Source organism: Streptomyces sp. NPDC003247 (genome assembly GCF_042888135.1).
Taxonomy (GTDB): Bacteria; Actinomycetota; Actinomycetes; order Streptomycetales; family Streptomycetaceae; genus Streptomyces.
This window is the reverse complement of record NZ_JBIAPF010000003.1, coordinates 657,076-682,953: the sequence shown is the minus strand read 5'-3', so window position 1 is coordinate 682,953 and position 25,878 is coordinate 657,076. Positions and strand designations below refer to the sequence as shown.

Sequence of the window (25,878 nt, the reverse complement as noted above, 5' to 3'; positions counted from 1 at the left end):
TATCCGTGAAGAACGCGGCACAGAAGAAGGCGGAGCGGGCGAACCGCGGACAGCTGTCGCGGCGGCAGGTCCTGGCCGCCGCCGGTTTCATCGGCCTCGCCGGCCTGACCGGCTGCGGCAGCGGCGACGACGGAGGGGGCTCCAAGGACCTCTCCAAGAAGCGGAACGGCGCGATGAAGGAGTACCGGGCCGGCCAGCAGTTCAAGGCGGCCGGGGCGCTGTCCTTCTCGGTCCTGCACAACGACAACCCGGGCTACCCGATGAAGAAGGACTGGCTGTTCTGGAAGGAGCTCACCCGGCGCACCGGCGTCACGTTCAAGCCGGTGTCGGTGCCGCTGAGCGACTACGAGAAGAAGCGCAGCCTGCTCATCGGCGCGGGCGACGCCCCCTTCCTGATCCCGAAGACGTACCACCCGTCGGAGGTCGCGTTCGTGGCGTCCGGCGCGATCCTCGCGGTCAGCGACTACACGCACCTGATGCCCAACTTCCTCGACAAGGTGAAGAAGTGGGGCCTGGAGCCCGAGCTCGACTCCATCCGCCAGTCCGACGGCAAGTACTACCTCCTGCCCGGCCTGCACGAGAAGGTCAAGTCCGGCTACTCGCTGTCCCTGCGCACCGACGTCCTCGACCGGCTCGGCCTGGCCCTGCCCACCACCTGGGACGAGGTGCACACCGTCCTCCGGGCGATCAAGGCGGAGTACCCCGACCGCTACCCCTTCACCGACCGCTGGAGCACCAACACGCCCTACCCCGCCGCCGCCCTCTTCAGCTACCTCGGGCAGGCGTACGGAGTCCGGGCGGGCTGGAGCTACGACAACATCAGCTGGGACGACCCGGCGGGGGAGTTCGTCTTCACCGGCGCGACGGACGCCTGGCGCGAGATGCTCGCGTACCTGAGGAAGCTGGTCGCCGAGAAGCTCGTGGACCCCGAGAGCTTCACCCAGACCGACGACGACGCGGTGAAGAAACTGCTGTCCGAGAAGGCCTTCGCGATCAGCGCCAACCCCCAGGAGCTGGTGCAGAACTACCGCTACAACCTGGAGAAGCAGGTCCCGGGCGCGACCATCGAGATGGTCCCGGTACCGCTCGGCCCGGCCGGCCCGGTGGTGATCGGCGGCGCCCGCCTGGAGAACGGCGTGATGGTCTCCCGCAAGGCGCTCGACAGCGACGGCTTCGTCGCGATGATGCAGTTCGTGGACTGGCTGTGGTACTCCGACGAGGGCCAGCGGTTCGCCAAGTGGGGCGTCGAGGGCGTCACCTACACCCGCTCCGGCGACCGGTACACGCTCGAGGACGGCATCAGCCTCATGGGCTCGGACCCCGACGCCCCGAAGGACCTCCAGAAGGACTACGGCTTCTTCAACGGCGTCTTCACCTACGGCGGCAGCTGGGCCCTGGTCTCCTCCTCCTTCAGCGCCGACGAGAAGACGTTCCAGGACGCCATGGCCCAGCGGCAGCAGCTGCCGATCGGCCCCGCCCACCCGCTCCAGTCGGTGGAGCAGGAGCAGGCCACCCTGTGGGACACCCCGCTGCGGGACCACGTCACCCAGAACGCGCTCAAGTTCGCCCTCGGCAAGCGCCCCCTGTCCGAGTGGGACGCCTACGTCGGCGAGCTGAAGGCGAAGAACATGGACCAGCTCGTCGCCCTGCACAACAAGGCGCGCGAGCGCTTCGCGAAGGAGAACGGGTGATCCGCGTCCCCGCGGAGGCCACCGGCCGGCTCTCCGACGCCTGGCGGCACTGCGTCGGCACCGGCCGGACCGAACTCGCCCTGCGCCGCGACCACCAGGACTCCCTCGCCCTCCTCCAGCGCGAGATCGGCTTCCGGCACATCCGGGGCCACGGCCTGTTCAGCGACGGCATGGGCGTGTACCGGCCGTACGAGCACCAGGGCACCCGCCGGGTCCACCACGCCTTCACCTACGTCGACCAGGTCGTCGACACCTACCTCGCCCTCGGGATCCGCCCCTTCCTCGAACTCGGCTTCATGCCCACGGAGCTGGCCTCGGGGGAGCGGACGGTGTTCTGGTGGGGCGGCAACGTCACCCCGCCCCGCTCCCACCGGGAGTGGGCCGACCTGGTCCGCGCCACCCTCACCCACCTCGTCGACCGCTACGGCCTCGCCGAGGTCCGCACCTGGCCGATCGAGGTGTGGAACGAGCCCAACCTGCCCGACTTCTGGCAGGACGCGGACGAGAAGGCGTACCACCGGCTGTACGAGGTGACCGCGCACACCGTGAAGGAGGTGGACGCGGGCCTCCAGGTCGGCGGGCCCGCGATCTCCCCGGGCGCCGACGACTGGCTGGTCCGGTTCGCCGGGTTCGCCGAGGACCGCGCGGTCCCCCTCGACTTCGTCTCCCGGCACGCCTACACCTCCGGGCCCGCCCAGCACGTGCCCTTCGGCGTCCACCAGACGCTCGGCCCGGCGAGCGGCCTGCTGGAGCAGTTCGCCACCCCGCGGCGTCAGCTCCGGGACACCCGGTACGCCGCACTGCCCGTCCACATCACCGAGTTCAACTCCTCCTACCGCCCCGACAACCCCGTCCACGACACCGCGTTCCACGCCGCCTACCTGGCCCCGGTGGTCGCCGCGGGCGGCGACCTGGCCGACTCGTTCTCCTACTGGACCTTCAGCGACATGTTCGAGGAGACCGGAGTCCCCACCGCCCTCTTCCACGGCGGCTTCGGCCTGCTCACCCACCGCCAGGTGCGCAAACCGACGTACCACCTGTACGCGTTCATGGCCCGGACCGGCCCCGAACTGCTCGCCCGCGGCGACGACCACCTCGTCACCCGCCACCCCGACGGCCGGGTCGCCGTCCTGGCCTGGGCGCCCGTCGACCCGACCGGCGCCACCCCCGGCCCCGACCGCCACGACCTGCACCTGTCCGTCCCCCTCGCGGCCCGCGGCGAGGCCTTCGTCCGCCGGTCCACCGTGGACGAGGAGCACGGCAACGCCCACACCGCCTGGCGGCACATGGGCAGCCCGCGCTCGCCGGGCCCCGGGCAGCTGGACGTCCTGCACGAGGCCGCCGAACCCGCCCGCGGCCACCGCCGCCTCCCCCTGCACGACGGCCGCGCCGACCTGCGCCTGACCCTGGCCCGCCACGAGATCACCCTCGTCGAGCTCACCCCGCTCACCGACGAGACCCCACCCTGGTGGGACGAGCGCCGACTGCTCGGCCGGGAGGCGCCATGAGCACCAGCACCGTACGCACCGCGGACCCCGGCTCCGGGTCCCGCTCCCGCACCGCGGACCTCGGCTCCGGGTCCCGCTCCCGCACCGCGGACCTCGGCTCCGGGTCCCGCTCCCGCACCGCGGACCCCGGCACCGGACCCCTCTCCCGCGCCGCCGCCCTCCTGCACACCCTCCTCACCGTCGAGGCCCTGCTCCTGGCGACCGCCGCCCCCGGTCTCGCCGTCCTGTTCCTGCTCGGCCCCGACCCCGCCAACCTGCCGCTCGCCGCCGTCTGCCTGCTGCCGCTCGGCCCGGCCGTCTCGGCCGCCGTGTACGCCCTGCACCACCGCGGGCGCGACCTCACCGACCTGCACCCGGCCCGCGTCTACCGGCGCGGCCTGCGCCTCAACGCCCTCCCCGCGCTGAAGCTGTGGACGCCGCTGCTGGCCTGGCTGACGGTGATCGCCTTCACCCTCACCCACTTCGCCGCCACCGGCCTGCCCACCTGGTGGGCCGCCCTCCTCGGCGCGGTCGGCGCCGGCTCCCTGCTGTGGGGCGCCCACGCCCTCCTGCTCACCTCCCTCTTCGCCTTCCGCGCCCGCGACACCGCCCGCCTCGCCGCCTACTTCCTGCTCCGGCACGGCCGGGCCACCCTCGCCGCCGCCTCCCTGCTCGTCCTGACCGGCGCGCTGACCGCCCTGCTGACCGAGGCCCTGCCCGCTCTCCTCGCCGCCCCGCTGCTGCTCTCCCTGCTCCGCTCGAGCCGCCCGGTGATCGCCGAGACCCAGGAGGACTTCACCGTATGACCGCCCCCGCCCCCGCCACCGGAAACCCCGGCGACCGCCCGCACCCCGGCCACCTCCCCACCACCGCCAAGATCGCCTACGGCGGTGACTACAACCCCGAACAGTGGCCGGACGACGTGTGGGACGACGACCACCGCCTGTTCACGCGGGCCGGCGTCGACACGCTCACCGTCGGCGTCTTCTCCTGGTCGCTCACCGAGCCCACCGAGGGCGCCTACGACTTCACCGTCCTGGACCGGATCCTCGACCGCGCCGCGGCCGAGGGCCGCCGTGCCGTCCTCGCCACCGGCACCGCCGCCGTCCCGCCCTGGCTCGCCAAGGCGTACCCGGAGGTCAACCGCACCGACTTCGAGGGCCGCCGGCACCGCTACGGCCAGCGCCACAACTTCTGCCCCGCCTCACCGGCGTACCGCCGCCTGTCGACGGCGCTCGCCGGCCGGCTCGCCGAACGGTACGCCGGCCACCCCGCGCTGCTCGCCTGGCACATCAACAACGAGTACGGCGGCGCCTGCTACTGCGACCTGTGCGCCGAGGACTTCCGCGGCTGGCTGCGCGCGCGGTACGGCACGCTCGACGCCCTCAACGACGCCTGGTGGACCACCTTCTGGTCGCACCGCTACACGGACTGGGACCAGATCGAGCCGCCGAGCGCCCTCACCGAGCACTGGCGCGGCCCCGACCACACCGCCTTCCAGGGCATCACCCTCGACTACCAGCGCTTCATGACCGACGCCCTGCTCGGCTGCTTCACCGCCGAGAAGGAGGCGATCCGCGCCCACGACCCCGCCACCCCCGTCACCACCAACTTCATGGGCGCCTACCGGCCGCTCGACTACCACCGCTGGGCCCCCCACCTCGACTTCGCCTCCTGGGACAGCTACCCGCCCCTGGGCGCCCCGCCCTCCCGGCCGGCCCTCGGCCACGACCTGATGCGCGGACTGAAGGACGGCGCCCCCTTCTGGCTGATGGAGCAGACCCCGTCCACCACCGCCTGCCACGACGTGAACCCGCTGCGCCGCCCCGGCGAGCTGCGCCTGGCCACCTGGCAGGCGATCGCCCACGGAGCCGACGCCACCCTCTACTTCCAGATGCGGGCCTCGCGCGGCGCCTGCGAGAAGTACTTCGGCGCGGTGATCGGGCACGCGGGCCGCGACGACACCCGCGTCTTCCGGGAGGTCGCCGCCCTGGGCGAGGAGCTGACCGCCCTCGGCGACGCCACCCTGGGCGCCCGCACCCCCGCCCGGACCGCCCTGCTCTTCGACTGGGACAGCTGGTGGGCGCTGGAGATCTCCGACGGCCCCTCCCGGCTGGTCCGCTACCCGGACGTCGTCCACGCCTACTACCGGGCCGCCCGCGAGGCGGGCGCCGACGTGGACGTCGTCCCCGTCACCGCCGACCTGACCGGCTACGACGTGGTCCTCGCCCCCGTCCTCCACCTGGTCAAGGGCGATCTCGCCGACCGCCTGGAGGAGGTGGCCCGCCGCGGCGGCACCGTCCTCGCGACGTTCCTCACGGCCCGCTGCGACGAGCACGACCGGGCGTTCCCCACCGACGTGCCGGGACCGCTGGCCGGCCTGCTGGGCATCCGCGTCGACGAGTGGGACGCCCGCCCCGAGGACGTCGTCCAGCCCGTCACCATCGGCGCGTCGCGCCACGGGGCCCGGCTCGTCTTCGAGATCGTCCAGCCGCGCGGCGCGGAACCGGTCGCCACGTACGGCGCCGACTTCTACGCCGGCACCCCGGCCGTCACCCGCCACCGCTTCGGCGCGGGAGAGGCCTGGTACGTGGCCACAGCCCTGGACCAGCCCGGCGTCGACGACGTCGTCCGCCGCGTGCTGGCCCGCCACGGCCTGATCGGCCCCTACGCCGACCGGCCCGCCGTCGAGACCGCCCACCGCGTCACCCCCGACGGCACGCGCCTGCTCTTCCTCCTCAACCACGCCCCGGAGCCGGCCCCCCTCACCGCGCACACCGACGCCACCGACCTGCTCACGGGCAAGCGGATCGAGCGGGGTGCCCCCCTCACCCTCGACCCGCTCGGCGTGGCCGTCCTCCGGCTTCAGTAGACGGTCCGCCCCCGCTCGTCCGGCACCCCCGACTTGCGCAGGAAGTAGCTGTTCACCTGGTCCCGCCACTCCCGGGCGCTCCGCAGCTGCTCGGCGTACCGCTCGGCCACGCGCGCGTGGCGGGCCGGTGCCACCAGGTCCGCGAGGCCCTCCCACACCCGGAGGGCCTCCTCCGTCTCCTCGACGCCCTCGAAGTGGCTGTCGTAGATGTGCTGGATCACCGTCTTCCCGCTGTGCAGGACGTGCCCGTAGGGGACGTGGTGGAAGAACAGCAGCAGTTCGTCGGGGCACGAGCCGGGGGACTCGTAGACCTCGGCCCACGCCGTGCCGTACTGGGCGGCGTACCCGGTGCCGGTGGCGGCGCTGCGGTCGACGCCGACGCCGTCGCGGTCGGCGAAGTGGTAGGTGCCCCAGGGGCTGTACTCGTAGCCGTCCACGCTCGGCCCGTAGTGGTGCCCGGGCTGCACCATGAACCCGACGCCGAGCGGCGCGGTGTACTTCTCGTACGTCCGCCACGAGCCGTGCAGCACCGCGCGCAGGCCGGTGACCAGGCGCTCGGGGGCGGAGGGGAAGGTGAGGCCGATCCACTCGCCGAGGATCCGCCGGGGGTCGTCGTCCGGCCGCCAGGCGAGGCGCCCGAAGGTGTACAGGTTCGCCTGGGCCAGCGGATGGCCGGTCCAGAACGGGTCGTCGCCCACGTTGGACACCGCGACGAGTCCGCCCCGCGCCACCTCCCCGACGCATCCCCCGGCGTCACCGTCCGGCCGGAACCGCAGCGCCTCGCTCCACATCGGGCCGAGCCAGCACACGTGCCGCTGCTGCCCGGTGTACTCCTGCGTGGCCTGCACCTCCACCGCGAGCCGGGTGCGCGGCATCGCCCCGAGCACCGGGGAGACCGGCTCGCGCACCTGGAAGTCCATCGGCCCGTGTTTCACCTGGAGCACCGCGTTGTCCGCGAACTCCCCGTCCAGCGGCGCGAAATGGTCGTACGCGGCGCGCGCCCGGTCCGTCGTGCGGTCCCGCCAGTCCTGCCGGTGGTCGTAGACGAACGCGCGCCAGTGGACCGTGCCGCCGTGCGGGGCGAGCGCGGCGGCCAGCGCGTTCGCGCCGTCCGCGTGCGAGCGGCCGTAGGCGAACGGTCCCGGCTGGCCCTCCGAGTCGGCCTTCACCACGAACCCGCCGAAGTCCGGGATCGCCGCGTACACCCGCGCGGCCGCGTCGGCCCACCAGGCCCGCACGGACGCGTCCAGCGGATCCGCCGTGGCCGGCCCCCCGAGCAGCACGGGCGCGGCGAAGGTGACCGACAGATGCGTGCGGACGCCGTACGGGCGCAACGCCGCCGCGATGTCGGCGACCTCACCGAGCCGGTCGGTCAGCAGCCGTGCCTCGGTCGCGTGCACGTTGACGTTGTTGACGCAGACGGCGTTGACCCCGCAGGCGGCGAGCAGCCGCCCGTACGCCCGGACGCGCTCCAGCTCCCCGCGAGCCCGCCCGTCCCGCCAGAACAGCGAACCGCCCGCGTAGCCGCGCTCCACCTGGCCCATGACCGGGTGCACGGCCACGTTGTCCCAGTGGTCCAGCATCCGCAGCGCCACCGCCGGCCGGTGCACCTCGCGCGGCTGCTCGCCCCGGAAGGCGTCCTCACCGAGCCGCACCACGTGGAACAGGCCGTACAGCAGCCCCCGCGGGCCGGACGCGGTGACCGTGGTGGTGCCGTCGGCCCGCTCCCAGGCGAACCCCTCGTCGCCCAGGTCCTCCGGGCCGGCGGCCCGGCACAGCACGAGGTCGTACGGGGCGGCCGTGCCGTCGTCGTCCCGTACGACCTCTCCGCCGAACCGGCGGCATGCGTCCGCCACTTCCCCGTGCACCGTCTCCACGAGCGGCCCGGAGCCGCGGATCAGGGTCCGCCGGGCGCCCAGCGGCCGGAAGGCCTCCGGGGGCAGCCAGGCGGGGTCGATTCCCTCGGGCAGGACGGGCACGGGCACGGGAAGCGGCATGAACCCTCCGGTGACGGGACGGTCGCCGCGCATCTCCCGCGCGCGGCGCCGCCGTGGGGAACGGGGCGCCTGATCATTATGGAACAGATGTGCAGGGCGGGTCAGTGGGTGAACGCCGTCGGTCGCACGTTTTCCGGCACCGGGTTGCCGATCCGCTTGTATTTCCGGGAGGTCTCAACTCGGAAAAGACCCACGGCCAACCCTGTATCCGATCTTGCCCCCTCGGCGAGAAGTGGACTATACCTGTCGGCGATCCACGTGACCGCACGACCTGCTTGACCTGACCGCGGTGCCGGCCCGGATCCGGTTCACCGCCTGAGTCCTGGAGAAGGCGAGGACTTGAGCATGGGATCCACTTCCGCATCGGCGTCCGAGAACAACGGCTCCGCGGGTTTCGGCCGCCGCGACCTGATCAGACGGTCCGCGGCACTCGGCCTGATCTCGGTCCCCACGATGAGCTTTCTGGCCTCCTGTGCCAGCAGTGGGGGCGGCGGCGACCAGGACAAGGCGAAGGCCGGCAAGAAGACCGAGCAGAACCCGCTCGCGGTCAACGAGACCGCCCCCCTGGAATTCGTCCTGTTCGACGGCGGTTTCGGCAAGGAGTACGCCGAGGACGCGGTGAAGATCTACGAACAGAACTTCCCCGACGTCGAGGTGAAGTTCTCGGCCACCCAGAAGATCCAGTCCACGCTCCAGCCCCGCTTCAACCAGGGCACCCCGCCCGACCTCATCGACAACTCCGGTGCCGAGCAGATGGACATGGGCGTCCTGGCCGGCAAGAACCAGCTCGCCGACCTCACCCCGCTGCTCGACGCCCCCTCCTACGACGACCCGGCGAAGAAGGTCCGCGACACGCTGAGGCCCGGCATCGTGGAGATGGGCCAACTCGACGGCGACCCCGTCTGGATCCTGTACTACGCCTACACCGTCTACGGCGTCTGGTACTCGCAGAAGCTCCTGGACTCGCTGGACGCCACGTACCCCGAGACCTGGGACGAGATGCTCGCCGTCTGCGAGAAGGCGAAGAAGAAGGGCATCGCGGGCTGGACGTACGCCGGCAAGTACCCGTACTACCTCCCCTTCTCGCTGTACCCGATGATCGGCAAGGTCGGCGGCCGCGAGGTCCTCGACGCCATCGACAACCTGGAGCCCAAGGCCTGGGAACACCCCGCGGTCAAGACCTGCTTCGAGGCGTACTACGAGCTCTACCAGAAGGGCTACGTCCTCAAGGGCACCCCCGGGCTGGACCACATCCAGTCGCAGACCGCGTGGGCCCAGGGCAAGGCCCTGTTCCTCCCCAACGGCTCCTGGGTGGAGAACGAGTCGGCGAACGTCATCCCGGACGACTTCGACCTGGCCGTCTCGGCGCCCACCGGCATCGACTCCTCCGACGCGCTGCCGTTCGGCGCCCTGTGGGCCTCCGGCGGCGAGCCGTTCGTCGTGCCGGCCAAGGCGAAGAACGCGGCGGGCGGCATGGAGCAGCTGCGCATCATGCTCGGCGAGGCGTCGTCGAAGAACTTCACCGCCAAGGTGAAGTCGCTGACCGCCTACGACGGCGGCACCGACGGCATCACCCTCACCCCCGGGCTCAAGGCCGGCGTCGCCGCGCTGGAGAAGGCGGGCGAGAACGTGCTCAACCCCCGGCTCCAGGACTGGTACGTGAAGTTGCAGAAGGAGCAGATCGGCGTGTCCGGACTCGGCGAGATGATGGCCGGCCGCCTCACCCCGGCCGAGGCCGTCAAGAAGATCCAGAAATTCGCCGACGACACCGCGAAGGACACGTCGATCAAGCACTACAAGCACCAGTAACGGGAATTCACACGGCACCGGAGTGGTGATGCAGCACGGCAAGTACCGCTTCATCGTGGGGTTCCTGGCGCTGCCCCTGGGACTGTACGCGCTCTTCGTGATCTGGCCGTTCGTCCAGTCCATCTACTACTCGTTCACGGACTGGACCGGTCTGAGCCCCGAATTCGAGATGGTCGGCCTCGACAATTACCGCAGGATGCTGGACGACGACGTCTTCTGGAAATCCCTGTGGCACAGCCTGACGTTCGCGGTCGTGGTGCCGCTGATCACGATCGGCTTCGCGCTGTTCCTCGCCTTCATGATCAATGTCGGCGGACGGAGGAGGAAGGGCGGCCCGGCGGTCTCCGGCGTCCGGGGCTCCTCCTTCTACAAGATCGTGTACTTCTTCCCCCAGGTGCTCTCCATCGCGATCGTCGCGCTGCTGTTCGCCTTCGCGTACAACCCGGACAGCGGCGCGGTCAACTCCCTGCTGCGGGGGATCGGACTGGACGGCGTCCAGCCGCTGTGGCTGGGCGACCCGGACCTCGCGCTGTGGTGCGTGATGGCGGTGCTGGTGTGGTCGACGGTCGGGTTCTTCGTGGTGCTGTTCTCCGCGGGCATGGCGTCGATCCCGGCGGACCTGTACGAGGCCGCCCTGCTCGACGGCGCGAACCGGGCCACCACCTTCTTCCGCATCACCCTGCCGCTGCTGTGGGACACCGTGCAGTCCGGCTGGGTCTACCTGGGCATCCTCGCCCTCGGCGCGGAGTCGTTCGCGGTCGTGCAGATCATGACGACCGGACCGGGCGGCCCCGACTACTCGACCACCGTCATGGTCCTGTACGTCTACCAGAAGGCGTTCCGTGACGGTCAGGCCGCCTACGCCACCACCATCGGCGTCGCCCTGCTCGTCGTGACGCTGGCCTTCGCCGCGCTCGTGATGCGGCTGGGGCGGCGCGAGCGGCTGGAGTACTGATCATGAGCATCGAGAAGACCACGGAACCCGCCGCGCCCGTGCCCGCGCCCGTGACGAAGACGGACCCGCCCCCGCCCGGCCGTCCGTCCGGGCGGAAGGGGGAGGGGCAGATCCTCAACGCCTTCTCGCACGGCATCCTCGCCCTGTGGGCGGTCATGGTCGTGCTGCCGCTGCTGTGGGCGGTGATGACCTCCTTCAAGGACGACGCCTCCATCTTCGGCTCGCCGTGGTCGCTGCCCGACGCCCTGCACCTCGACAACTGGGCCCGGGCGTGGACCGAGGCCGACATGAGCGACTACTTCCTCAACACCGTGCTGGTGGTGGGCGGTTCGCTCGTCGGCACCCTGGTCCTCGGCTCCATGGCGGCGTACGTCCTGGCCCGCTTCGACTTCCCCGGCAACCGCTTCGTCTACTACCTGTTCGTCGGCGGCATGAGCTTCCCGATCATGCTGGCGCTGGTCCCGCTGTTCTACGTGGTCGACACCATGGGGCTGCTCAACACCCTCCACGGCCTGATCCTCGTCTACATCGCCTACTCGCTGCCGTTCACGGTGTTCTTCCTCACGGCGTTCTTCCGCACCCTGCCCACCGAGATCGCGGAGGCGGCCTTCGTCGACGGCGCCTCCCACAGCCGCACCTTCTTCCGGATCATGCTGCCCATGGCCCGGCCCGGCCTGGTCAGCGTGGGCATCTTCAACTTCCTGGGCCAGTGGAACCAGTACATGCTCCCCACGGTCCTCAACACCGACCCCGACCGGCGCGTCCTCACCCAGGGGCTCGTCCAACTGGCGGTCAGCCAGGGCTACAAGGGCGACTGGTCGGGGCTCTTCGCCGGACTCGTGATGGCGATGCTGCCGGTCCTGGCGGCCTACGTCGTGTTCCAGCGGCAGGTGGTGCAGGGGTTGACAGCGGGCGCGCTGAAGTAGACCTCGCGCCTTCAGGCGGCGTACGCGGGCTCCCGGGGCGCAGGGGGCGGCGTGCGCCGCCTTATGTGTGCTTCCGTCCGCTTTTCATGCCTGGTGCGCCCGCCCGCCCGCCCGATTCCCGCAACACCGCGCACCCGCCTCCGCACACCCCGCAACGTCGGTCGCCGCCGGCGTCCGTCTCTTTGTTCGAGCACGCGGATACTGTTCAACCTCTTGACGGGAGGCGACCCGAACAGCTCAGCTTAGAGTTCACTAGTTGGACATGGACGGGGCCCCATCGCTGCGGTCCCGCGCGCAGGAGGTCGTCGTGGAGACTCCGGGGTCGCAGTCGTCGCTGCACCGAGCCAACCTCGAGCGGGTCGTACGGGCCGTGCGTCTGGCCGGGTCCCTGACGCAGGCGGAGATCGCCCGGACGACCGGTCTGTCGGCGGCCACCGTGTCGAACATCGTGCGCGAGCTGAAGGACGGCGGAACCGTCGAGGTCACGCCCACCTCGGCGGGCGGACGCAGGGCCCGCAGCGTCAGCCTCAGCGGTGACGCCGGCATCGTCATCGGCGTCGACTTCGGCCACACCCACCTCCGGGTCGCCGTCGGCAACCTCGCCCACCAGGTGCTCGCCGAGGAGTCCGAGCCGCTGGACGTGGACGCCTCCTCGGCCCAGGGCTTCGACCGGGCGGAGCAGCTGGTCGAGCGTCTGATCGAGGCCACCGGGGTCGACCGGTCCAAGATCGCCGGGGTCGGGCTCGGCGTGCCCGGCCCCATCGACGTGGAGTCCGGCACGCTCGGCTCCTCCGCCATCCTGCCCGGCTGGATCGGCACGCGCCCCGCCGAGGAGCTGCGCGGCCGTCTCGGGGTGGCCGTCCACGTGGACAACGACGCCAACCTCGGCGCCCTCGGCGAGATGGTCTGGGGCAGCGGCAGAGGCGTACGTGATCTTGCTTACATCAAGGTCGCGAGCGGTGTCGGCGCAGGTCTGGTGATCGAGGGGAAGATCTACCGGGGTCCCGGCGGCACCGCGGGGGAGATCGGGCACATCACGCTCGACGAATCCGGCCCGGTCTGCCGCTGCGGAAACCGCGGCTGCCTGGAGACGTTCACGGCCGCGCGGTACGTACTGCCGCTCCTCCAGCCCAGCCACGGCACCGACCTCACGATGGAGGGCGTGGTGAGGCTGGCCAGGGACGGGGATCCGGGCTGCCGTAGGGTGATTGCCGACGTCGGACGCCATATCGGCAGCGGAGTCGCCAATCTCTGCAACCTGCTGAACCCGAGCCGGGTGGTGCTCGGCGGCGATCTCGCCGAGGCCGGGGAGCTGGTGCTCGGACCGATCCGGGAGTCCGTCGGCCGCTACGCGATCCCCAGCGCGGCGCGCCAACTCTCCGTTCTCCCGGGGGCACTCGGGGGCCGTGCGGAGGTGCTCGGGGCGCTCGCCCTCGCGCTCAGCGAGATGGGCGATTCGACTCTTTTGGACGGAACGCTGTCCTCCGCCGCACCCGCCTTCACTTAGAGAACGAATGACCCCGTTGCCATCTCGTTAAGTATTTACTTCTTGACGTCGAACTTGCGGCCGAGTTGACTTCGAGCCACCTCGGCCGCAGCGTTGCGGCCCTGTCAGGGAGGCACAACCCACATGAACGCAACGATGCGTAGAGTCGTGATCGGCGCCACCGCCGTGTCCATGGCCCTGTCGATTGCCGCGTGCGGCAAGGCGGGCGGCGACGACTCCGACAGCAGCAGCTCCGACAGCAAGTCGATCGGCCTGCTGCTCCCCGACACCGTCACCGCGCGCTACGAGAAGTTCGACAAGCCGTACTTCGAGGCCAAGGTGAAGGAGCTCTGCTCCGACTGCAACGTCGAGTACGCGAACGCCGCCGCCGACGCCGCCAAGCAGGCCCAGCAGGTCAGCAGCATGGTCACCAAGGGCGTGAAGGTCATCGTGATCTCCGCCCAGGACTCCGCCGCGATCAAGTCCTCCATCCAGTCCGCGGTGGACAAGGGTGTCAAGGTCATCGCGTACGACCGTCTCGCGCAGGGCCCGGTCTCGGCCTACGTCTCCTTCGACAACGTCAAGGTCGGCGAGCTCCAGGGCCAGGCCCTGCTCGACGCCCTCGGCTCCAAGGCGACCGCCAAGTCCAAGGTCGTCATGATCAACGGTGACGACGCCGACCCGAACGCCGCCCAGTTCAAGGAAGGCGCGCACAAGGCGCTCGACGGCAAGGTCGACATCGCCTACGAGCAGTCCGGCCTGTGGAAGGACACCGTCGCCGCGCAGAAGGTGTCCGCCGCGATCACCCAGCTCGGTGCGAAGAACATCGCTGCCGTCTACTCCGCCAACGACGGCATGGCCGGTGGCATCGCCAACACCCTCAAGGGCGCGAAGATCAGCGGCATCCCGCTGACCGGCCAGGACGCGGAGCTCGCGGGTATCCAGCGCATCGTCGCCGGCACCCAGTCCTCCACCGTCTACAAGGCGTTCAAGCCCGAGGCCGACGCCGCCGCCCAGCTCGCGGTCAACCTGCTCGAGGGCAAGGACATCAAGTCCCTCGCCACCCAGACGCTGACCAGCGGCTCCGGCGACAAGGTCCCCTCCCAGCTGCTGACCCCGGTCTCGGTCACCAAGGCCAACATCAAGGACACGGTGGTCGCGGACAAGCTGTACACGGTCGAGGAGATCTGCACCGCCGAGTACGCCGCCGCCTGCAAGACCGCCGGTCTCCAGTAGCGACACCGCGCGCCACGCGCACCCGGCCCGGGTCCCCACGGGGAGCCGGGCCCAGACCGCCCAGCGGTCCCGCGAGACTCCTCCGACGCCTGCCCCACCTCACACCCCGCTGCCGGGGCGGGCGTCGGACGGAACCGTTGCCGAGCGCGACGGTCTCGCGCATGTTCATCTTGTAAACCTCGTGCGTCGACGGCGCGTTCCGCGTCCCGTCCCGCACACCCTTCCGCGCCTTTCCCAACAGCGCGGCATCCCCGCCGGTCAGGCGGCGAAGGAGATGGTTCACGTGTCCGCTACGCCCGTGCTGGCGTTGCGCGGAGTCTCCAAGCGATTCGGTGCGGTCCAGGCCCTCACCGACGTCGAGCTGGAGGTCCACGCCGGAGAAGTGGTCGCCCTGGTGGGCGACAACGGCGCAGGTAAGTCGACCCTGGTCAAGACGATCGCGGGTGTCCACCCCATCGATGAGGGCGTCATCGAGTGGGAGGGCAGGCCGGTCAGCATCACCAAGCCGAACGACGCCCAGGCACTCGGCGTCGCGACGGTCTACCAGGACCTCGCCCTCTGCGACAACCTCGATGTCGTCGGCAACCTCTACCTCGGGCGCGAGCTGCTCCGCCGCGGCGTCATCGACGAGGTGTCGATGGAGAAGAACGCCCGGGAGCTGCTGTCCACGCTCTCCATCCGCATCCCGAGCGTGCGCATCCCGATCGCGAGCCTCTCCGGAGGCCAGCGCCAGGTCGTCGCCATCGCCCGCGCGCTGATCGGTGACCCGAAGGTCGTCATCCTCGACGAGCCCACCGCCGCCCTCGGCGTCGAGCAGACCGCGCAGGTCCTCGACCTGGTCGAGCGGCTGCGCGAGCGGGACCTCGGCGTCATCCTCATCAGCCACAACATGGCCGACGTCAAGGCGGTCGCGGACACCGTCGCCGTGCTGCGCCTGGGCAAGAACAACGGCTCCTTCCCCGTGAAGGACACCAGCCACGAAGAGATCATCGCCGCGATCACGGGTGCCACGGACAACGCCGTCACCCGTCGTGCGGGGCGTCGCACCGCGGAGGCGGCCAAGTGAGCGACACGTCCAAGACCGTGAAGAGCGACAACGCCGAGGCCGAGAAGGCCGCGCAGGGCGACAGCGCCGAGGCCGCGAAGGCCGTAAAGGGCGACGGCGCCGAGGCGCCGAAGGCCACCAAGGTCGAGAAGACCGACGGCGTCGTCGAGAAGCAGGCGACCGTCGCCCCCGCCGACGACCCCACCGCGGCCCCCGTCGCCGTCGTCGACCCGCGCCTGCTGGTCCGCGAAGAGGGCCTCAAGGGCTACGTCACCGAGTTCAAGCGCAAGGTGAAGGGCGGCGAGCTGGGCTCCCTGCCGGTCTTCATCGGCCTGATCATCATCTGGACGATCTTCCAGCTCCAGAACGACCGCTTCCTGAGCGCCGAGAACCTCTCGAACGTCAGCTACTTCCTCTCGGCCACCGGCATGCTCGCCATCGGCCTGGTGTTCGTGCTGCTGCTCGGTGAGATCGACCTGTCCGTCGGCTCCGTCAGCGGTCTGGCGTCCACCCTGTTCGCGGTGTTCGTGGTCGACCACACCATGAACCAGTGGGTGGCGCTGTTCCTCACCGTCCTCACCGGTGTCGCCATCGGCGCCCTGCACGGCTGGTTCTTCGCCAAGATCGGCGTCCCCGCGTTCGTCGTCACCCTGGCCGGCTTCCTCGGCTGGAACGGTCTGATGCTGTGGCTGCTGGGCTCCAGCGGCACCATCAACATCCCGGCCGAATCCGGCCCGGTCCACCTGCTCGGCCAGAGCTCCTTCTTCATGGACCAGGCCATCGTCGGCGCCTACCTGCTGGCCGGCCTCGGTGTCGTGCTGATGCTCGTCGGCAACTTCGGTGAGCAGCGCCGCCGCAGGATCGCGGGCGTGCCGTTCCGGCCGACCAGCGAGATCCTCATCCGGGTCGGCGCGCTCGGCATCGCCTCCTTCGTGGCCGCCGCCGTGCTGAACAACGCCGCCGGCGTCTCCAACGCCCTGGTCATCTTCCTGGCCTGCCTGGTCATCGTCGACTTCGTGCTGCGCCGCACCACCTACGGCCGCAAGGTCTTCGCGGTCGGCGGCGGCATCGAGGCCGCGCGCCGGGCCGGCATCAACGTGGCCCTGATCCGGATCACCGTGTTCGCCATCGCCGGTGGCTTCGCGGCGGTCGGCGGTATGTTCTTCGCCGGCCAGACGGCCAGCGCCACGCTGAACGCCGGTGGCGGCAACACGCTGATGCTGGCGATCGCCGCGGCGGTCATCGGCGGCACCAGCCTCTTCGGCGGCCGCGGTTCGGTGTGGTCGGCGCTGCTCGGCATGCTGGTCATCCAGTCCATCCAGACCGGTCTGGACCTGCTCAACATGAACACCTCGATCCAGTACATGATCACCGGTGGTGTTCTGCTCGGCGCGGTCGTCATCGACTCCGTCTCCCGCAAGAGCCAGAAGGCCGCGGGGCGCGGCTGACGCTCCCCGGGACCGCGCCGTCGTGTCCCGCACGCCCGTGCCCGGCACCGTCCTCGGTGCCGGGCACAGCGCTGTCATAGGAACCGTCCGACATGGGTACGGCCGACGGGTGACCTATGACGCACGGGCCGTGGTCCACGGGCCGAGACGGAACATTAGACTCGACGAACCCGGCAACAGCTCGATCAGCTCTACTGCAAGGAGGCACGGGTGCCGCTGCTGACCCGCATCACGGGACCGCGCGATCTGGACCGGCTCAGCCCGGAGGAGCTGGACCGGCTGGCGGGGGAGATCCGCGCCTTCCTCGTCGAAGCCGTCTCCAAGACCGGCGGCCACCTCGGGCCCAACCTCGGCGTGGTCGAGCTCACCATCGCCCTCCACCGGGTCTTCGAGTCGCCCAGGGACAAGGTGCTGTGGGACACCGGCCACCAGTCCTACGTGCACAAGCTGCTCACGGGACGACAGGACTTCTCCCGGCTGAAGATGAAGGGCGGCCTGTCCGGCTACCCCTCGCAGGCCGAGTCCGAGCACGACGTCCTCGAGAACAGCCACGCCTCCACGGTGCTCGGCTGGGCCGACGGCATCGCCAAGGCCAACCAGCTCCTCGAACGCGACAGCCACGTCGTCGCCGTCATCGGTGACGGCGCGCTGACCGGCGGCATGGCCTGGGAGGCGCTGAACAACATCGCCGAGGCCAAGGACCGCCCGCTCGTCATCGTCGTCAACGACAACGAGCGTTCCTACGCCCCCACGATCGGCGGCCTCGCCAACCACCTCGCGACGCTCCGCACGACCGACGGCTACGAGCGCTTCCTCGCCCGGACGAAGGAGATCCTCGACCGCACCCCCGTCGTCGGCAAACCGCTCTTCGACACCCTGCACGGCGCCAAGAAGGGCCTGAAGGACTTCATCGCCCCCCAGGGCATGTTCGAGGACCTCGGCCTGAAGTACGTCGGCCCGATCGACGGGCACGACATCGAGGCCCTGGAGTCGGCGCTGGCCCGCGCCAAGCGGTTCGGCGGGCCCGTCATCGTGCACTGCCTCACCGAGAAGGGCCGCGGCTACCAGCCCGCCCTCCAGGACGAGGCGGACCGCTTCCACGCCGTCGGCAAGATCCACCCCGACACCGGTCTGCCGATCTCCACCTCCGGCGCCGACTGGACCTCCGTCTTCGGCGACGAGATGGTCGAGCTCGGCAAGGAGCGCAAGGACATCGTGGCCATCACGGCCGCCATGCTCCAGCCGGTGGGCCTGGACAAGTTCGCCAAGGCCTTCCCGGAGCGCGTCTACGACGTGGGCATCGCCGAACAGCACGGCGCCGTCTCCGCGGCGGGCCTCGCCCACGCGGGCGTGCACCCCGTCTTCGCCGTCTACGCCACCTTCCTCAACCGCGCCTTCGACCAGGTCCTCATGGACGTCGCGCTCCACAAGTGCGGGGTGACGTTCGTCCTGGACCGGGCCGGGGTCACCGGCACCGACGGCGCCTCCCACAACGGCATGTGGGACATGTCGATCCTCCAGGTCGTGCCGGGGCTCAGGCTGGCCGCGCCGCGCGACGCCGACCAGGTGCGCGCCCAGCTGCGCGAGGCCGTCGAGGTCGACGACGCCCCGACCGTCGTCCGCTTCTCCAAGGGCGCCGTCGGCCCCGCCGTGCCCGCCGTGGGACGGGTGGGCGGCATGGACGTGCTGCGCGAGCCCGGCACCGACCGGCCCGACGTGCTGCTCGTCTCGGTCGGCGCCCTCGCGCCCATGTGCCTGGAGATCGCCGGGCTCCTCGACCGGCAGGGCATCTCCACCACCGTCGTCGACCCGCGCTGGGTCAAGCCGGTCGACGAGGCGATGGCCCCGCTCGCCGACCGGCACCGGGTGGTCGTCACCGTCGAGGACAACTCCCGTGTCGGCGGTGTCGGCTCCGCGATCGCCCAGGCCCTGCGGGACGCCGGCGTCGACGTCCCGCTGCGCGACTTCGGCATCCCGCCGCGCTTCCTCGACCACGCCACCCGCGCCGAGGTCATGGCCGAGATCGGTCTGACCGCCCCCGACATCGCCCGCCAGGTCACCGGCCTGGTCTCCCGGCTCGACGGACGGTACGACAGCACGGAGGCCGAGGTCGACTCCGTGGAGTCCGCCCGCGACTGACGCACTGCAAGGGCCCTGCCGCGCCGGAGACGCCCGGACGGACAGGCCGAACGCGCCGGAAAGGGCCGGTTGTGCCACCGTGAGGAGTGGTGCGACCGGCCCGTCCGCGTGACACGCCCACGCCGGGGCATACGCACCACGCGCTCTCGATCATGTCGAGGACGACCAGCGTGGGAGGTACGCCCGTGAGCAGCACCCTCTTCCGGACGAAGAAGGTCGAGCAGTCCATCCTCGACACCGAGGAACCGGAGCACGCGCTCAAGAAGTCGCTGTCCGCGCTGGACCTGACCGTCTTCGGTGTCGGTGTCATCATCGGCACCGGCATCTTCGTCCTCACGGGCACGGTCGCCAGGAACAACGCCGGTCCGGCCGTCGCCCTCGCCTTCGTCGTGGCCGGGGTCGTCTGCGCGCTCGCCGCGCTCTGCTACGCCGAGTTCGCCTCCACCGTGCCGGTGGCGGGCTCCGCGTACACCTTCTCGTACGCCTCCCTCGGGGAGCTCCCCGCCTGGATCATCGGCTGGGACCTGGTCCTGGAGTTCGCGCTGGGCACGGCGGTGGTCGCCGTCGGCTGGTCCGGCTACCTCGCCTCGCTGCTGGACAACGCGGGATGGCACCTGCCGGCGGCGCTCGGCACCAGGGACGGCGCCGAAGGGTTCGGCTTCGACATCCTCGCCGCCGCGCTCGTCCTCGTGCTCACCGCCATCCTCGTGGTCGGCACCAAGCTGTCCGCGCGCGTCACCTCGGTCGTCGTCGCGATCAAGGTGACCGTCGTCCTCGTCGTGATCATCGCGGGTGCCTTCCTCATCGAGAGCAGGAACTACGACCCGTTCATCCCGAAGGCGCAGCCGGTGCCGGCGGGCGACAGCCTCCAGTCCCCGCTCATCCAGCTGATGTTCGGCTGGGCGCCGTCCAACTTCGGCGTGATGGGCATCTTCACCGCCGCGTCCGTGGTGTTCTTCGCCTTCATCGGCTTCGACGTCGTCGCCACGGCCGCCGAGGAGACCAGGAACCCGCAGCGGGACATGCCGCGCGGCATCATCGGCTCCCTCCTCATCTGCACCACCCTCTACGTCCTGGTGTCCATCGTCGTGACCGGGATGGAGCACTACAGCAGGCTGAACATCACCGCGCCGCTCGCCGACGCGTTCAAGGCCACCGGCCACCCCTGGTTCGCGGGCTTCATCAGCTTCGGCGCCGCCGTCGGTCTCACCACGGTCTGCATGATCCTGCTGCTCGGCCAGACCCGGGTCTTCTTCGCGATGAGCCGCGACGGGCTGCTGCCGCGCTTCTTCTCCCAGGTCCACCCGCGGTTCAAGACCCCGCACCGGCCGACCATCCTGCTCGGCGTGCTCATCGCGGTCCTCGCCGGCTTCACCCCGCTGAGCGAACTCGCCGAACTGGTGAACATCGGCACGCTCTTCGCGTTCGTGGTCGTCGCGATCGGCGTGATCGTCCTCCGCCGTACCCGCCCCGACCTGCACCGGGCGTTCCGCACGCCCTGGGTGCCGGTCCTCCCGGTCCTCTCGGTGGTGGCCTCCCTCTGGCTGATGGTCAACCTGCCCGCCGAGACCTGGGTCCGCTTCGCCGTCTGGATGGTCATCGGCTTCCTCGTCTACTTCCTCTACGGCCGCTCCCACAGCCGGCTGGGCCGCCACGAGGAGACCACGGTCGAGGAGGTGGCCCACCCGCACCGGGGGGACGGCACCCTCTGACCCGCCCCCCGGCGTGTCCCGTACGGTGCCGCCCTCAGCCGAGCACGGCCCGCGGTCCGGCGACCTCCGCGCCGTGCTCCGTCACCCGGCGGCGCAGTTCCCGGTCGGCCGTGACGACCAGGCGGGGGCGGCCGGCGGAGCGGGCGGCCAGGTCGACGATGTGGTCGTCGCCGCTGCCGGGGGCCGACTCCACGCGCACACCGGGCACCGACTCCACCCCCCGCGCGGCGCCCTCGACGACCAGGACGATCTCCCGCGGTCCGGGGAGTCCGGGGAGCCCGCCGGCGGCCAGCCGGTCGCGCAGCCGCTCCGTGGCGCCCCGCCGGTCGCGCCACCAGCCGTCGGGCACCGATCCCACGACGTTCGCGGCGTCGACGATCACCAGCAGGGGGGAGGCGTGGTCCCCGGGCTCAGTGTGCATGGGCCCAGGGTGGCACGGACGGCGGCCCGGCGTGCGCCCCGAGCGGCGGCACGGGACTGCTGCGGGGCGTGCGCCCCGGGCGGCGGCCCCGGACGGCGGCCGACATACAGTGAGCGGGTGAACGGCGAATGGCTCATACGCGGCCGCGACGGGCGGCTCAGTGTCTACCTGACGTCACACGACGCCGTGCTGTGCCGGGCGGAGCGGACCGGGGGCGGCCCCTGGGACCCGCCGCGCACGGTGGCCGGCGAACAGCGGGTGCGGCCGGACGGCGTGGCCGTCGGGCAGGGCGCCGACGGCTACGCCCATCTGGCCGCCTGGCGGCCGACCGCGTCGGGGGAGGCGGTCCTGGTGCACTCCACCCACTTCCGGCCCCTGCTCGCGGCCCTGGACTGGGCTCCGGTCGGCCACCCCAACAAGACGGGCGGGCGCACCGGCTCGCCCGCCGTGGCCGTGGACGCCCAGGGGCGGGCGCACGTCTTCGTGCGCAACGTCGGCACCGGGATCAGCATGGTCGCCCAGAAGGAGAAGGGCGGCTGGGACCCGTGGCGCGACCTGAAGGGGCAGGGCGTGCAGGGCCCGCCGGTCGCCGTGACGGGGGAGTCCGGCCGGGTCGAGGCGTACGCCGCCGTCTCCGGCGCCGTCCTGCACTGGCGGCAGACGGAGCCGGGCACGGTTCCGGCGTGCGGCGAGCCCCTGGCGGCGGCGGTCCGCCCCGGCACCCTGCGCGCCCTCGCCACCTCCGCCGAGCACACCACCCTCTTCTTCACCGACGACGACTCCGGCGAGGTCTGCGCCTGGCGCCCCGGCGGCAAGCCGGTCCCGCTGCTCGCCGCCGCCGGCCCCGGCCCGGTGGCCGCCGTCCGCTGCGAACTCGACGGCCACGACTGCACGTTGCTCGCCCAGCGCGCCGCGAGCGGCCGCGTCGCCTTCGCCGCCTACCCGACCGAGGACGAGACGGCCGGCGCCTGGTGGACCGAGTCCGGCCCCCACCTGCCCGACGACGCCGTGGTGGCCCTCGCCCGGGACCACGGCGGCCGGGTGGTCGCGGCGACCCTGTCCCCGTCGACCGGCCGCCTCCTCACCAGCCGCCGCAAGGAGGAACCGGGTCTGGCGCTGACGGCGTGGCAGGAGGCGTGAGCGGCCGGGACCGGACGCCGCGGGCACAGACACGAGGGCCCCCGCCGGACGGCGGAGGCCCTCTTCACGTCCCCGTGACGGTCAGGCGGGAACCGATGCCACGCCCGGCGCCAGGAACCGCTTGCCGTTCACCCGTTCCGAGACGCCCTCGCGGTCCAGGTACGGCGTGACGCCGCCCAGGTGGAAGGGCCAGCCGGCGCCGGTGATCAGGCAGAGGTCGATGTCCTGGGCCTCCGCGACGACGCCCTCGTCGAGCATCAGCCCGATCTCCTGCGCCACCGCCTCCAGGACGCGCGCCCGCACCTGCTCCTCGGTGAGGACCGTGTCGCCCTGCTTCAGCAGCGCGGCGACCTCGGGGTCCAGCTCGGGCTTGCCGCTGTCGTAGACGTAGAAGCCGCGCTTGCCCGCCTCTACGACCGCCTTGAGGTTCGGGGAGACCGTGAAGCGGTCCGGGAACGCCCGGTGGAGCGTCTCCGAGACGTGCAGGCCGATCGCGGGACCGACCAGCTCCAGCAGGACCAGCGGCGACATCGGCAGGCCGAGCGGCTCGACCGCCTTCTCCGCGACCTCGACCGGGGTGCCCTCGTCGATGACGTTCTGCACCTCTCCCATGAAGCGGGTGAGGACGCGGTTGACGACGAACGCCGGGGCGTCCTTCACCAGGACCGCCGTCTTCCTCAGCTTCTTGGCGACGGCGAACGCCGTGGCCAGCGAGGCGTCGTCGGTCCGCTCGCCGCGCACGATCTCCAGCAGCGGCAGCACGGCGACCGGGTTGAAGAAGTGGAAGCCGACGACCCGCTCGGGGTGCTTCAGCTTCGACGCCATCTCGGAGACCGAGAGGGAGGAGGTGTTGGTGGCGAGGATCGCGTGCGCCGGGGCGACCGCCTCGACCTCCGCGAACACCTGCTGCTTGACGCCGATCTCCTCGAACACGGCCTCGATGACGAAGTCCGCGTCCGCGAAGCCCTCGGCCTTGTCCAGGACACCGGTCACCAGCGCCTTGAGACGGTTGGCCTTGTCCTGGTTGACCCGGCCCTTGGCGAGCAGCTTGTCGATCTCGGCGTGGACGTAGCCGACGCCCTTGTCGATGCGCTCCTGGTCGATGTCGGTCAGCACGACCGGCACCTCCAGGCGGCGCAGGAAGAGCAGGGCGAGCTGCGAGGCCATCAGGCCCGCGCCCACCACGCCGACCTTGGTGACCGGCCGCGCCAGCGACTTGTCCGGGGCGCCCGCGGGGCGCTTGCCGCGCTTCTGCACCAGGTTGAAGGCGTAGATGCCGGAGCGCAGTTCGCCGCCCATGATCAGGTCGGCGAGCGCCCGGTCCTCGGCGTCGAAGCCCCGCTGGAGGTCGCCGTCCTTGGCGGCGGCGATGATCTCGAGGGCGCGGTAGGCGGCCGGGGCCGCGCCGTGCACCTTGCCGTCGGCGACGAACCGGCCGCGTGCGACGGCCTGGTCCCAGGCCTCGCCGCGGTCGATCACCGGGCGGTCGACGACGATCTCGCCCTTGAGGACGGAGGCCGTCCACAGGAGCGACTGCTCCAGGAAGTCGGCGCCCTCGAACAGCGCGTCGGCGATGCCCAGTTCGTAGACCTGCGCGCCCTTGAGCTGCTTGTTCTGGTTGAGGCTGTTCTCGATGATCACCGAGACGGCCTTGTCGGCGCCGATCAGGTTCGGCAGCAGCGAGCAGCCGCCCCAGCCCGGGACCAGGCCCAGGAACACCTCGGGGAGGGAGAACGCCGGAACGGCCGCGGACACCGTGCGGTAGGTACAGTGCAGGCCGACCTCGACACCGCCGCCCATGGCCGCGCCGTTGTAGTACGCGAACGTCGGGACCGCGAGGGACGACAGGCGCTTGAAGACCTCGTGGCCGCCCTTGCCGATGGCGAGCGCGTGCTCGTGCTCCTTGAGGAGCTCGACGCCCTTCAGGTCGGCGCCGACGGCGAAGATGAACGGCTTGCCGGTGACCCCGACGCCGACGATCCCGCCGTCCGCGGCCTCCTGCTCGACCTGGTCGATCGCGGTGTTCAGGTTCGCGAGGGACTGCGGGCCGAAGGTGGTCGGCTTGGTGTGGTCCAGGCCGTTGTCCAGGGTGATCAGGGCGAACCGGCCCCCACCCAGCGGCAGGTCGAAGTGGCGTACGTGCGCGCTGGTGACGACCTCGTCCGGGAACAGCTCGGCCGCACCCTTCAACAGCTCGGCGGTGGTGCTCACTTGTCCCCCTCGAAGTGCGGGTTCTCCCAGACGACCGTCGCGCCCATGCCGAAGCCGACGCACATGGTGGTCAGGCCGTAGCGGACGTGCGGCTGGTCCTCGAACTGGCGGGCCAGCTGCGTCATCAGGCGGACGCCCGACGAGGCCAGCGGGTGGCCGAAGGCGATGGCGCCGCCGTACTGGTTGACGCGCTCGTCGTCGTCGGCGATGCCGTAGTGGTCGAGGAAGGCCAGGACCTGGACGGCGAAGGCCTCGTTGATCTCGAACAGGCCGATGTCGGAGATCGACAGCCCGGCCTGGGAGAGGGCCTTCTCGGTGGCCGGGATCGGGCCGTAGCCCATGACCTCCGGCTCCACGCCGGCGAAGGCGTAGGAGACCAGGCGCATCTTGACCGGCAGGCCGTTCTCGCGCGCGAAGTCCTCGGAGGCGATGAGGGAGGCGGTGGCGCCGTCGTTCAGACCGGCCGCGTTGCCCGCGGTGACCCGGCCGTGGACGCGGAACGGCGTCTTCAGGCCCGCCAGGTTCTCCAGGGTGGTGCCCGGGCGCATCGGCTCGTCGGCCGTGACCAGGCCCCAGCCGGTCTCCCCGCCCTCGGGGGAGGTGCGGCGCACCGAGATCGGCACCAGGTCGGCCTGGATCTTGCCGTTGGCGTACGCCTTGGCGGCCTTCTCCTGCGAGCGCACCGCGTACTCGTCCGCGCGCAGCTTGGTGATCTGCGGGTAGCGGTCGTGCAGGTTCTCTGCGGTCATGCCCATGAACAGGGCCGACTCGTCGACCAGCTTCTCGCTCACGAACCGCGGGTTGGGGTCCACGCCCTCGCCCATCGGGTGGCGGCCCATGTGCTCGACACCGCCGGCGACGGCGACGTCGTACGCGCCGAAGGCGACGGAACCGGCCACCGTGGTGACGGCGGTCAGCGCGCCCGCGCACATGCGGTCGATGGAGTAGCCGGGGACCGAGGTGGGCAGGCCCGCGAGGATGCCGGCGGTGCGGCCGATGGTCAGGCCCTGGTCGCCGATCTGGGTGGTCGCGGCGATGGCGACCTCGTCGACCTTCTTCGGGTCGAGACCGGGGTTGCGGCGCAGCAGCTCCCGGATCGCCTTCACGACGAGGTCGTCGGCGCGGGTCTCGTGGTAGACGCCCTTCGGGCCCGCCTTGCCGAACGGGGTGCGGACGCCGTCGACGAAGACGACGTCCCTGACGGTACGAGGCACGATGGCTCTCCTCCAGGGTGCGGGATGGCACTGCTGCGACGCGCATGCGCTGAGCGCGCGCTCAGGACCCATGCTACTTATGGGTAACG

Annotated in this window: 18 protein-coding genes; 14 read left to right on the top strand and 4 right to left on the bottom strand. The window is 71.2% G+C overall.

Going from position 1 to position 25,878, the window contains the following annotated elements:
• The first annotated feature begins 5 nt into the window (after window positions 1-5).
• The 4 genes from ACFYWQ_RS12360 to ACFYWQ_RS12345 are packed head-to-tail and all read left to right on the top strand — an operon-like array spanning window position 6 to window position 6,050.
• Entirely contained in the window at window positions 6-1,691 is a 1,686-nt protein-coding gene (locus ACFYWQ_RS12360; protein WP_389515452.1) for an extracellular solute-binding protein, read from the top strand.
• Window positions 1,688-3,199: a xylan 1,4-beta-xylosidase gene (locus ACFYWQ_RS12355; protein ID WP_389515449.1), complete on the top strand. Its 1,512-nt coding sequence runs from the start codon at window positions 1,688-1,690 to the stop codon at window positions 3,197-3,199. Before ACFYWQ_RS12360 ends, ACFYWQ_RS12355 begins: the two co-directional genes overlap by 4 nt.
• Complete coding sequence (locus ACFYWQ_RS12350; protein WP_389515447.1) at window positions 3,196-3,984, top strand: hypothetical protein; 789 nt, start codon at window positions 3,196-3,198, stop codon at window positions 3,982-3,984. The genes ACFYWQ_RS12355 and ACFYWQ_RS12350 overlap by 4 nt, the downstream gene beginning before the upstream one ends.
• Window positions 3,981-6,050, top strand: a complete 2,070-nt coding sequence (locus ACFYWQ_RS12345; protein ID WP_389515445.1) for a beta-galactosidase — start codon at window positions 3,981-3,983, stop codon at window positions 6,048-6,050. The genes ACFYWQ_RS12350 and ACFYWQ_RS12345 overlap by 4 nt, the downstream gene beginning before the upstream one ends.
• Here ACFYWQ_RS12345 and ACFYWQ_RS12340 read toward each other — a convergent pair.
• Window positions 6,044-8,047, bottom strand: a complete 2,004-nt coding sequence (locus tag ACFYWQ_RS12340; RefSeq protein WP_389515443.1) for an alpha-glucuronidase — start codon at window positions 8,045-8,047, stop codon at window positions 6,044-6,046. The genes ACFYWQ_RS12345 and ACFYWQ_RS12340 overlap by 7 nt on opposite strands.
• Before the next feature lie 345 nt (window positions 8,048-8,392).
• On the opposite strand from ACFYWQ_RS12340, the gene ngcE reads away from it, so the two are divergent.
• The 9 genes from ngcE to ACFYWQ_RS12295 all read left to right on the top strand — a co-directional run bounded on the left by ngcE (window position 8,393) and on the right by ACFYWQ_RS12295 (window position 20,803).
• A complete protein-coding gene (gene ngcE, locus ACFYWQ_RS12335; protein WP_389515441.1) occupies window positions 8,393-9,856 on the top strand; it encodes an N-acetylglucosamine/diacetylchitobiose ABC transporter substrate-binding protein in 1,464 nt (487 codons plus the stop codon).
• Window positions 9,857-9,884: 28 nt separating this feature from the next.
• Complete coding sequence (locus ACFYWQ_RS12330) at window positions 9,885-10,811, top strand: carbohydrate ABC transporter permease (RefSeq protein WP_389515439.1); 927 nt, start codon at window positions 9,885-9,887, stop codon at window positions 10,809-10,811.
• Between the two features lie 2 nt (window positions 10,812-10,813).
• Complete coding sequence (locus ACFYWQ_RS12325; RefSeq protein ID WP_389515437.1) at window positions 10,814-11,737, top strand: carbohydrate ABC transporter permease; 924 nt, start codon at window positions 10,814-10,816, stop codon at window positions 11,735-11,737.
• A 307-nt stretch (window positions 11,738-12,044) separates the two neighbouring features.
• Window positions 12,045-13,244: an ROK family transcriptional regulator gene (locus ACFYWQ_RS12320; protein WP_389515945.1), complete on the top strand. Its 1,200-nt coding sequence runs from the start codon at window positions 12,045-12,047 to the stop codon at window positions 13,242-13,244.
• Window positions 13,245-13,367: 123 nt separating this feature from the next.
• Window positions 13,368-14,459: a sugar ABC transporter substrate-binding protein gene (locus tag ACFYWQ_RS12315; RefSeq protein ID WP_389515435.1), complete on the top strand. Its 1,092-nt coding sequence runs from the start codon at window positions 13,368-13,370 to the stop codon at window positions 14,457-14,459.
• A 274-nt stretch (window positions 14,460-14,733) separates the two neighbouring features.
• Window positions 14,734-15,525: an ATP-binding cassette domain-containing protein gene (locus tag ACFYWQ_RS12310; protein ID WP_389515433.1), complete on the top strand. Its 792-nt coding sequence runs from the start codon at window positions 14,734-14,736 to the stop codon at window positions 15,523-15,525.
• Complete coding sequence (locus ACFYWQ_RS12305) at window positions 15,522-16,952, top strand: sugar ABC transporter permease (RefSeq protein WP_389515431.1); 1,431 nt, start codon at window positions 15,522-15,524, stop codon at window positions 16,950-16,952. Before ACFYWQ_RS12310 ends, ACFYWQ_RS12305 begins: the two co-directional genes overlap by 4 nt.
• A gap of 210 nt (window positions 16,953-17,162) precedes the next feature.
• Window positions 17,163-19,091, top strand: a complete 1,929-nt coding sequence (dxs, locus tag ACFYWQ_RS12300; RefSeq protein WP_389515429.1) for a 1-deoxy-D-xylulose-5-phosphate synthase — start codon at window positions 17,163-17,165, stop codon at window positions 19,089-19,091.
• Between the two features lie 185 nt (window positions 19,092-19,276).
• Window positions 19,277-20,803, top strand: coding sequence for an amino acid permease (locus tag ACFYWQ_RS12295; RefSeq protein ID WP_389515427.1), 1,527 nt, complete (start codon window positions 19,277-19,279; stop codon window positions 20,801-20,803).
• A 34-nt stretch (window positions 20,804-20,837) separates the two neighbouring features.
• On the opposite strand, the gene ACFYWQ_RS12290 is transcribed toward ACFYWQ_RS12295, so the two are convergent.
• Window positions 20,838-21,224: an NTP pyrophosphohydrolase gene (locus ACFYWQ_RS12290; RefSeq protein WP_389515425.1), complete on the bottom strand. Its 387-nt coding sequence runs from the start codon at window positions 21,222-21,224 to the stop codon at window positions 20,838-20,840.
• A gap of 117 nt (window positions 21,225-21,341) precedes the next feature.
• Between ACFYWQ_RS12290 and ACFYWQ_RS12285 the strand changes: the two genes are divergently transcribed.
• Window positions 21,342-22,364: a hypothetical protein gene (locus tag ACFYWQ_RS12285; protein ID WP_389515423.1), complete on the top strand. Its 1,023-nt coding sequence runs from the start codon at window positions 21,342-21,344 to the stop codon at window positions 22,362-22,364.
• Between the two features lie 81 nt (window positions 22,365-22,445).
• Here ACFYWQ_RS12285 and ACFYWQ_RS12280 read toward each other — a convergent pair whose 3' ends face one another.
• Both ACFYWQ_RS12280 and ACFYWQ_RS12275 read right to left on the bottom strand, forming a co-directional pair.
• The gene (locus tag ACFYWQ_RS12280) at window positions 22,446-24,575 is read right to left on the bottom strand and encodes a 3-hydroxyacyl-CoA dehydrogenase NAD-binding domain-containing protein (RefSeq protein WP_389515422.1); all 2,130 of its coding nucleotides are present in this window, start codon (window positions 24,573-24,575) and stop codon (window positions 22,446-22,448) included.
• Window positions 24,572-25,789, bottom strand: a complete 1,218-nt coding sequence (locus ACFYWQ_RS12275; RefSeq protein ID WP_389515421.1) for a thiolase family protein — start codon at window positions 25,787-25,789, stop codon at window positions 24,572-24,574. Before ACFYWQ_RS12275 ends, ACFYWQ_RS12280 begins: the two co-directional genes overlap by 4 nt.
• Window positions 25,790-25,878 lie beyond the last annotated feature (89 nt).

Bases quoted from the DNA above. Each gene is read 5' to 3' on its own strand.
- ACFYWQ_RS12350 (WP_389515447.1), top strand. From the start codon at position 3,196: ATGAGCACCAGCACCGTACGCACCGCGGACCCCGGCTCCGGGTCCCGC.
- ACFYWQ_RS12345 (WP_389515445.1), top strand. From the start codon at position 3,981: ATGACCGCCCCCGCCCCCGCCACCGGAAACCCCGGCGACCGCCCGCAC.
- ACFYWQ_RS12340 (WP_389515443.1), bottom strand. From the start codon at position 8,047: ATGCCGCTTCCCGTGCCCGTGCCCGTCCTGCCCGAGGGAATCGACCCC.
- ngcE (WP_389515441.1), top strand. From the start codon at position 8,393: ATGGGATCCACTTCCGCATCGGCGTCCGAGAACAACGGCTCCGCGGGT.
- ACFYWQ_RS12330 (WP_389515439.1), top strand. From the start codon at position 9,885: ATGCAGCACGGCAAGTACCGCTTCATCGTGGGGTTCCTGGCGCTGCCC.
- ACFYWQ_RS12325 (WP_389515437.1), top strand. From the start codon at position 10,814: ATGAGCATCGAGAAGACCACGGAACCCGCCGCGCCCGTGCCCGCGCCC.
- ACFYWQ_RS12315 (WP_389515435.1), top strand. From the start codon at position 13,368: ATGAACGCAACGATGCGTAGAGTCGTGATCGGCGCCACCGCCGTGTCC.
- ACFYWQ_RS12310 (WP_389515433.1), top strand. From the start codon at position 14,734: ATGGTTCACGTGTCCGCTACGCCCGTGCTGGCGTTGCGCGGAGTCTCC.
- ACFYWQ_RS12290 (WP_389515425.1), bottom strand. From the start codon at position 21,224: ATGCACACTGAGCCCGGGGACCACGCCTCCCCCCTGCTGGTGATCGTC.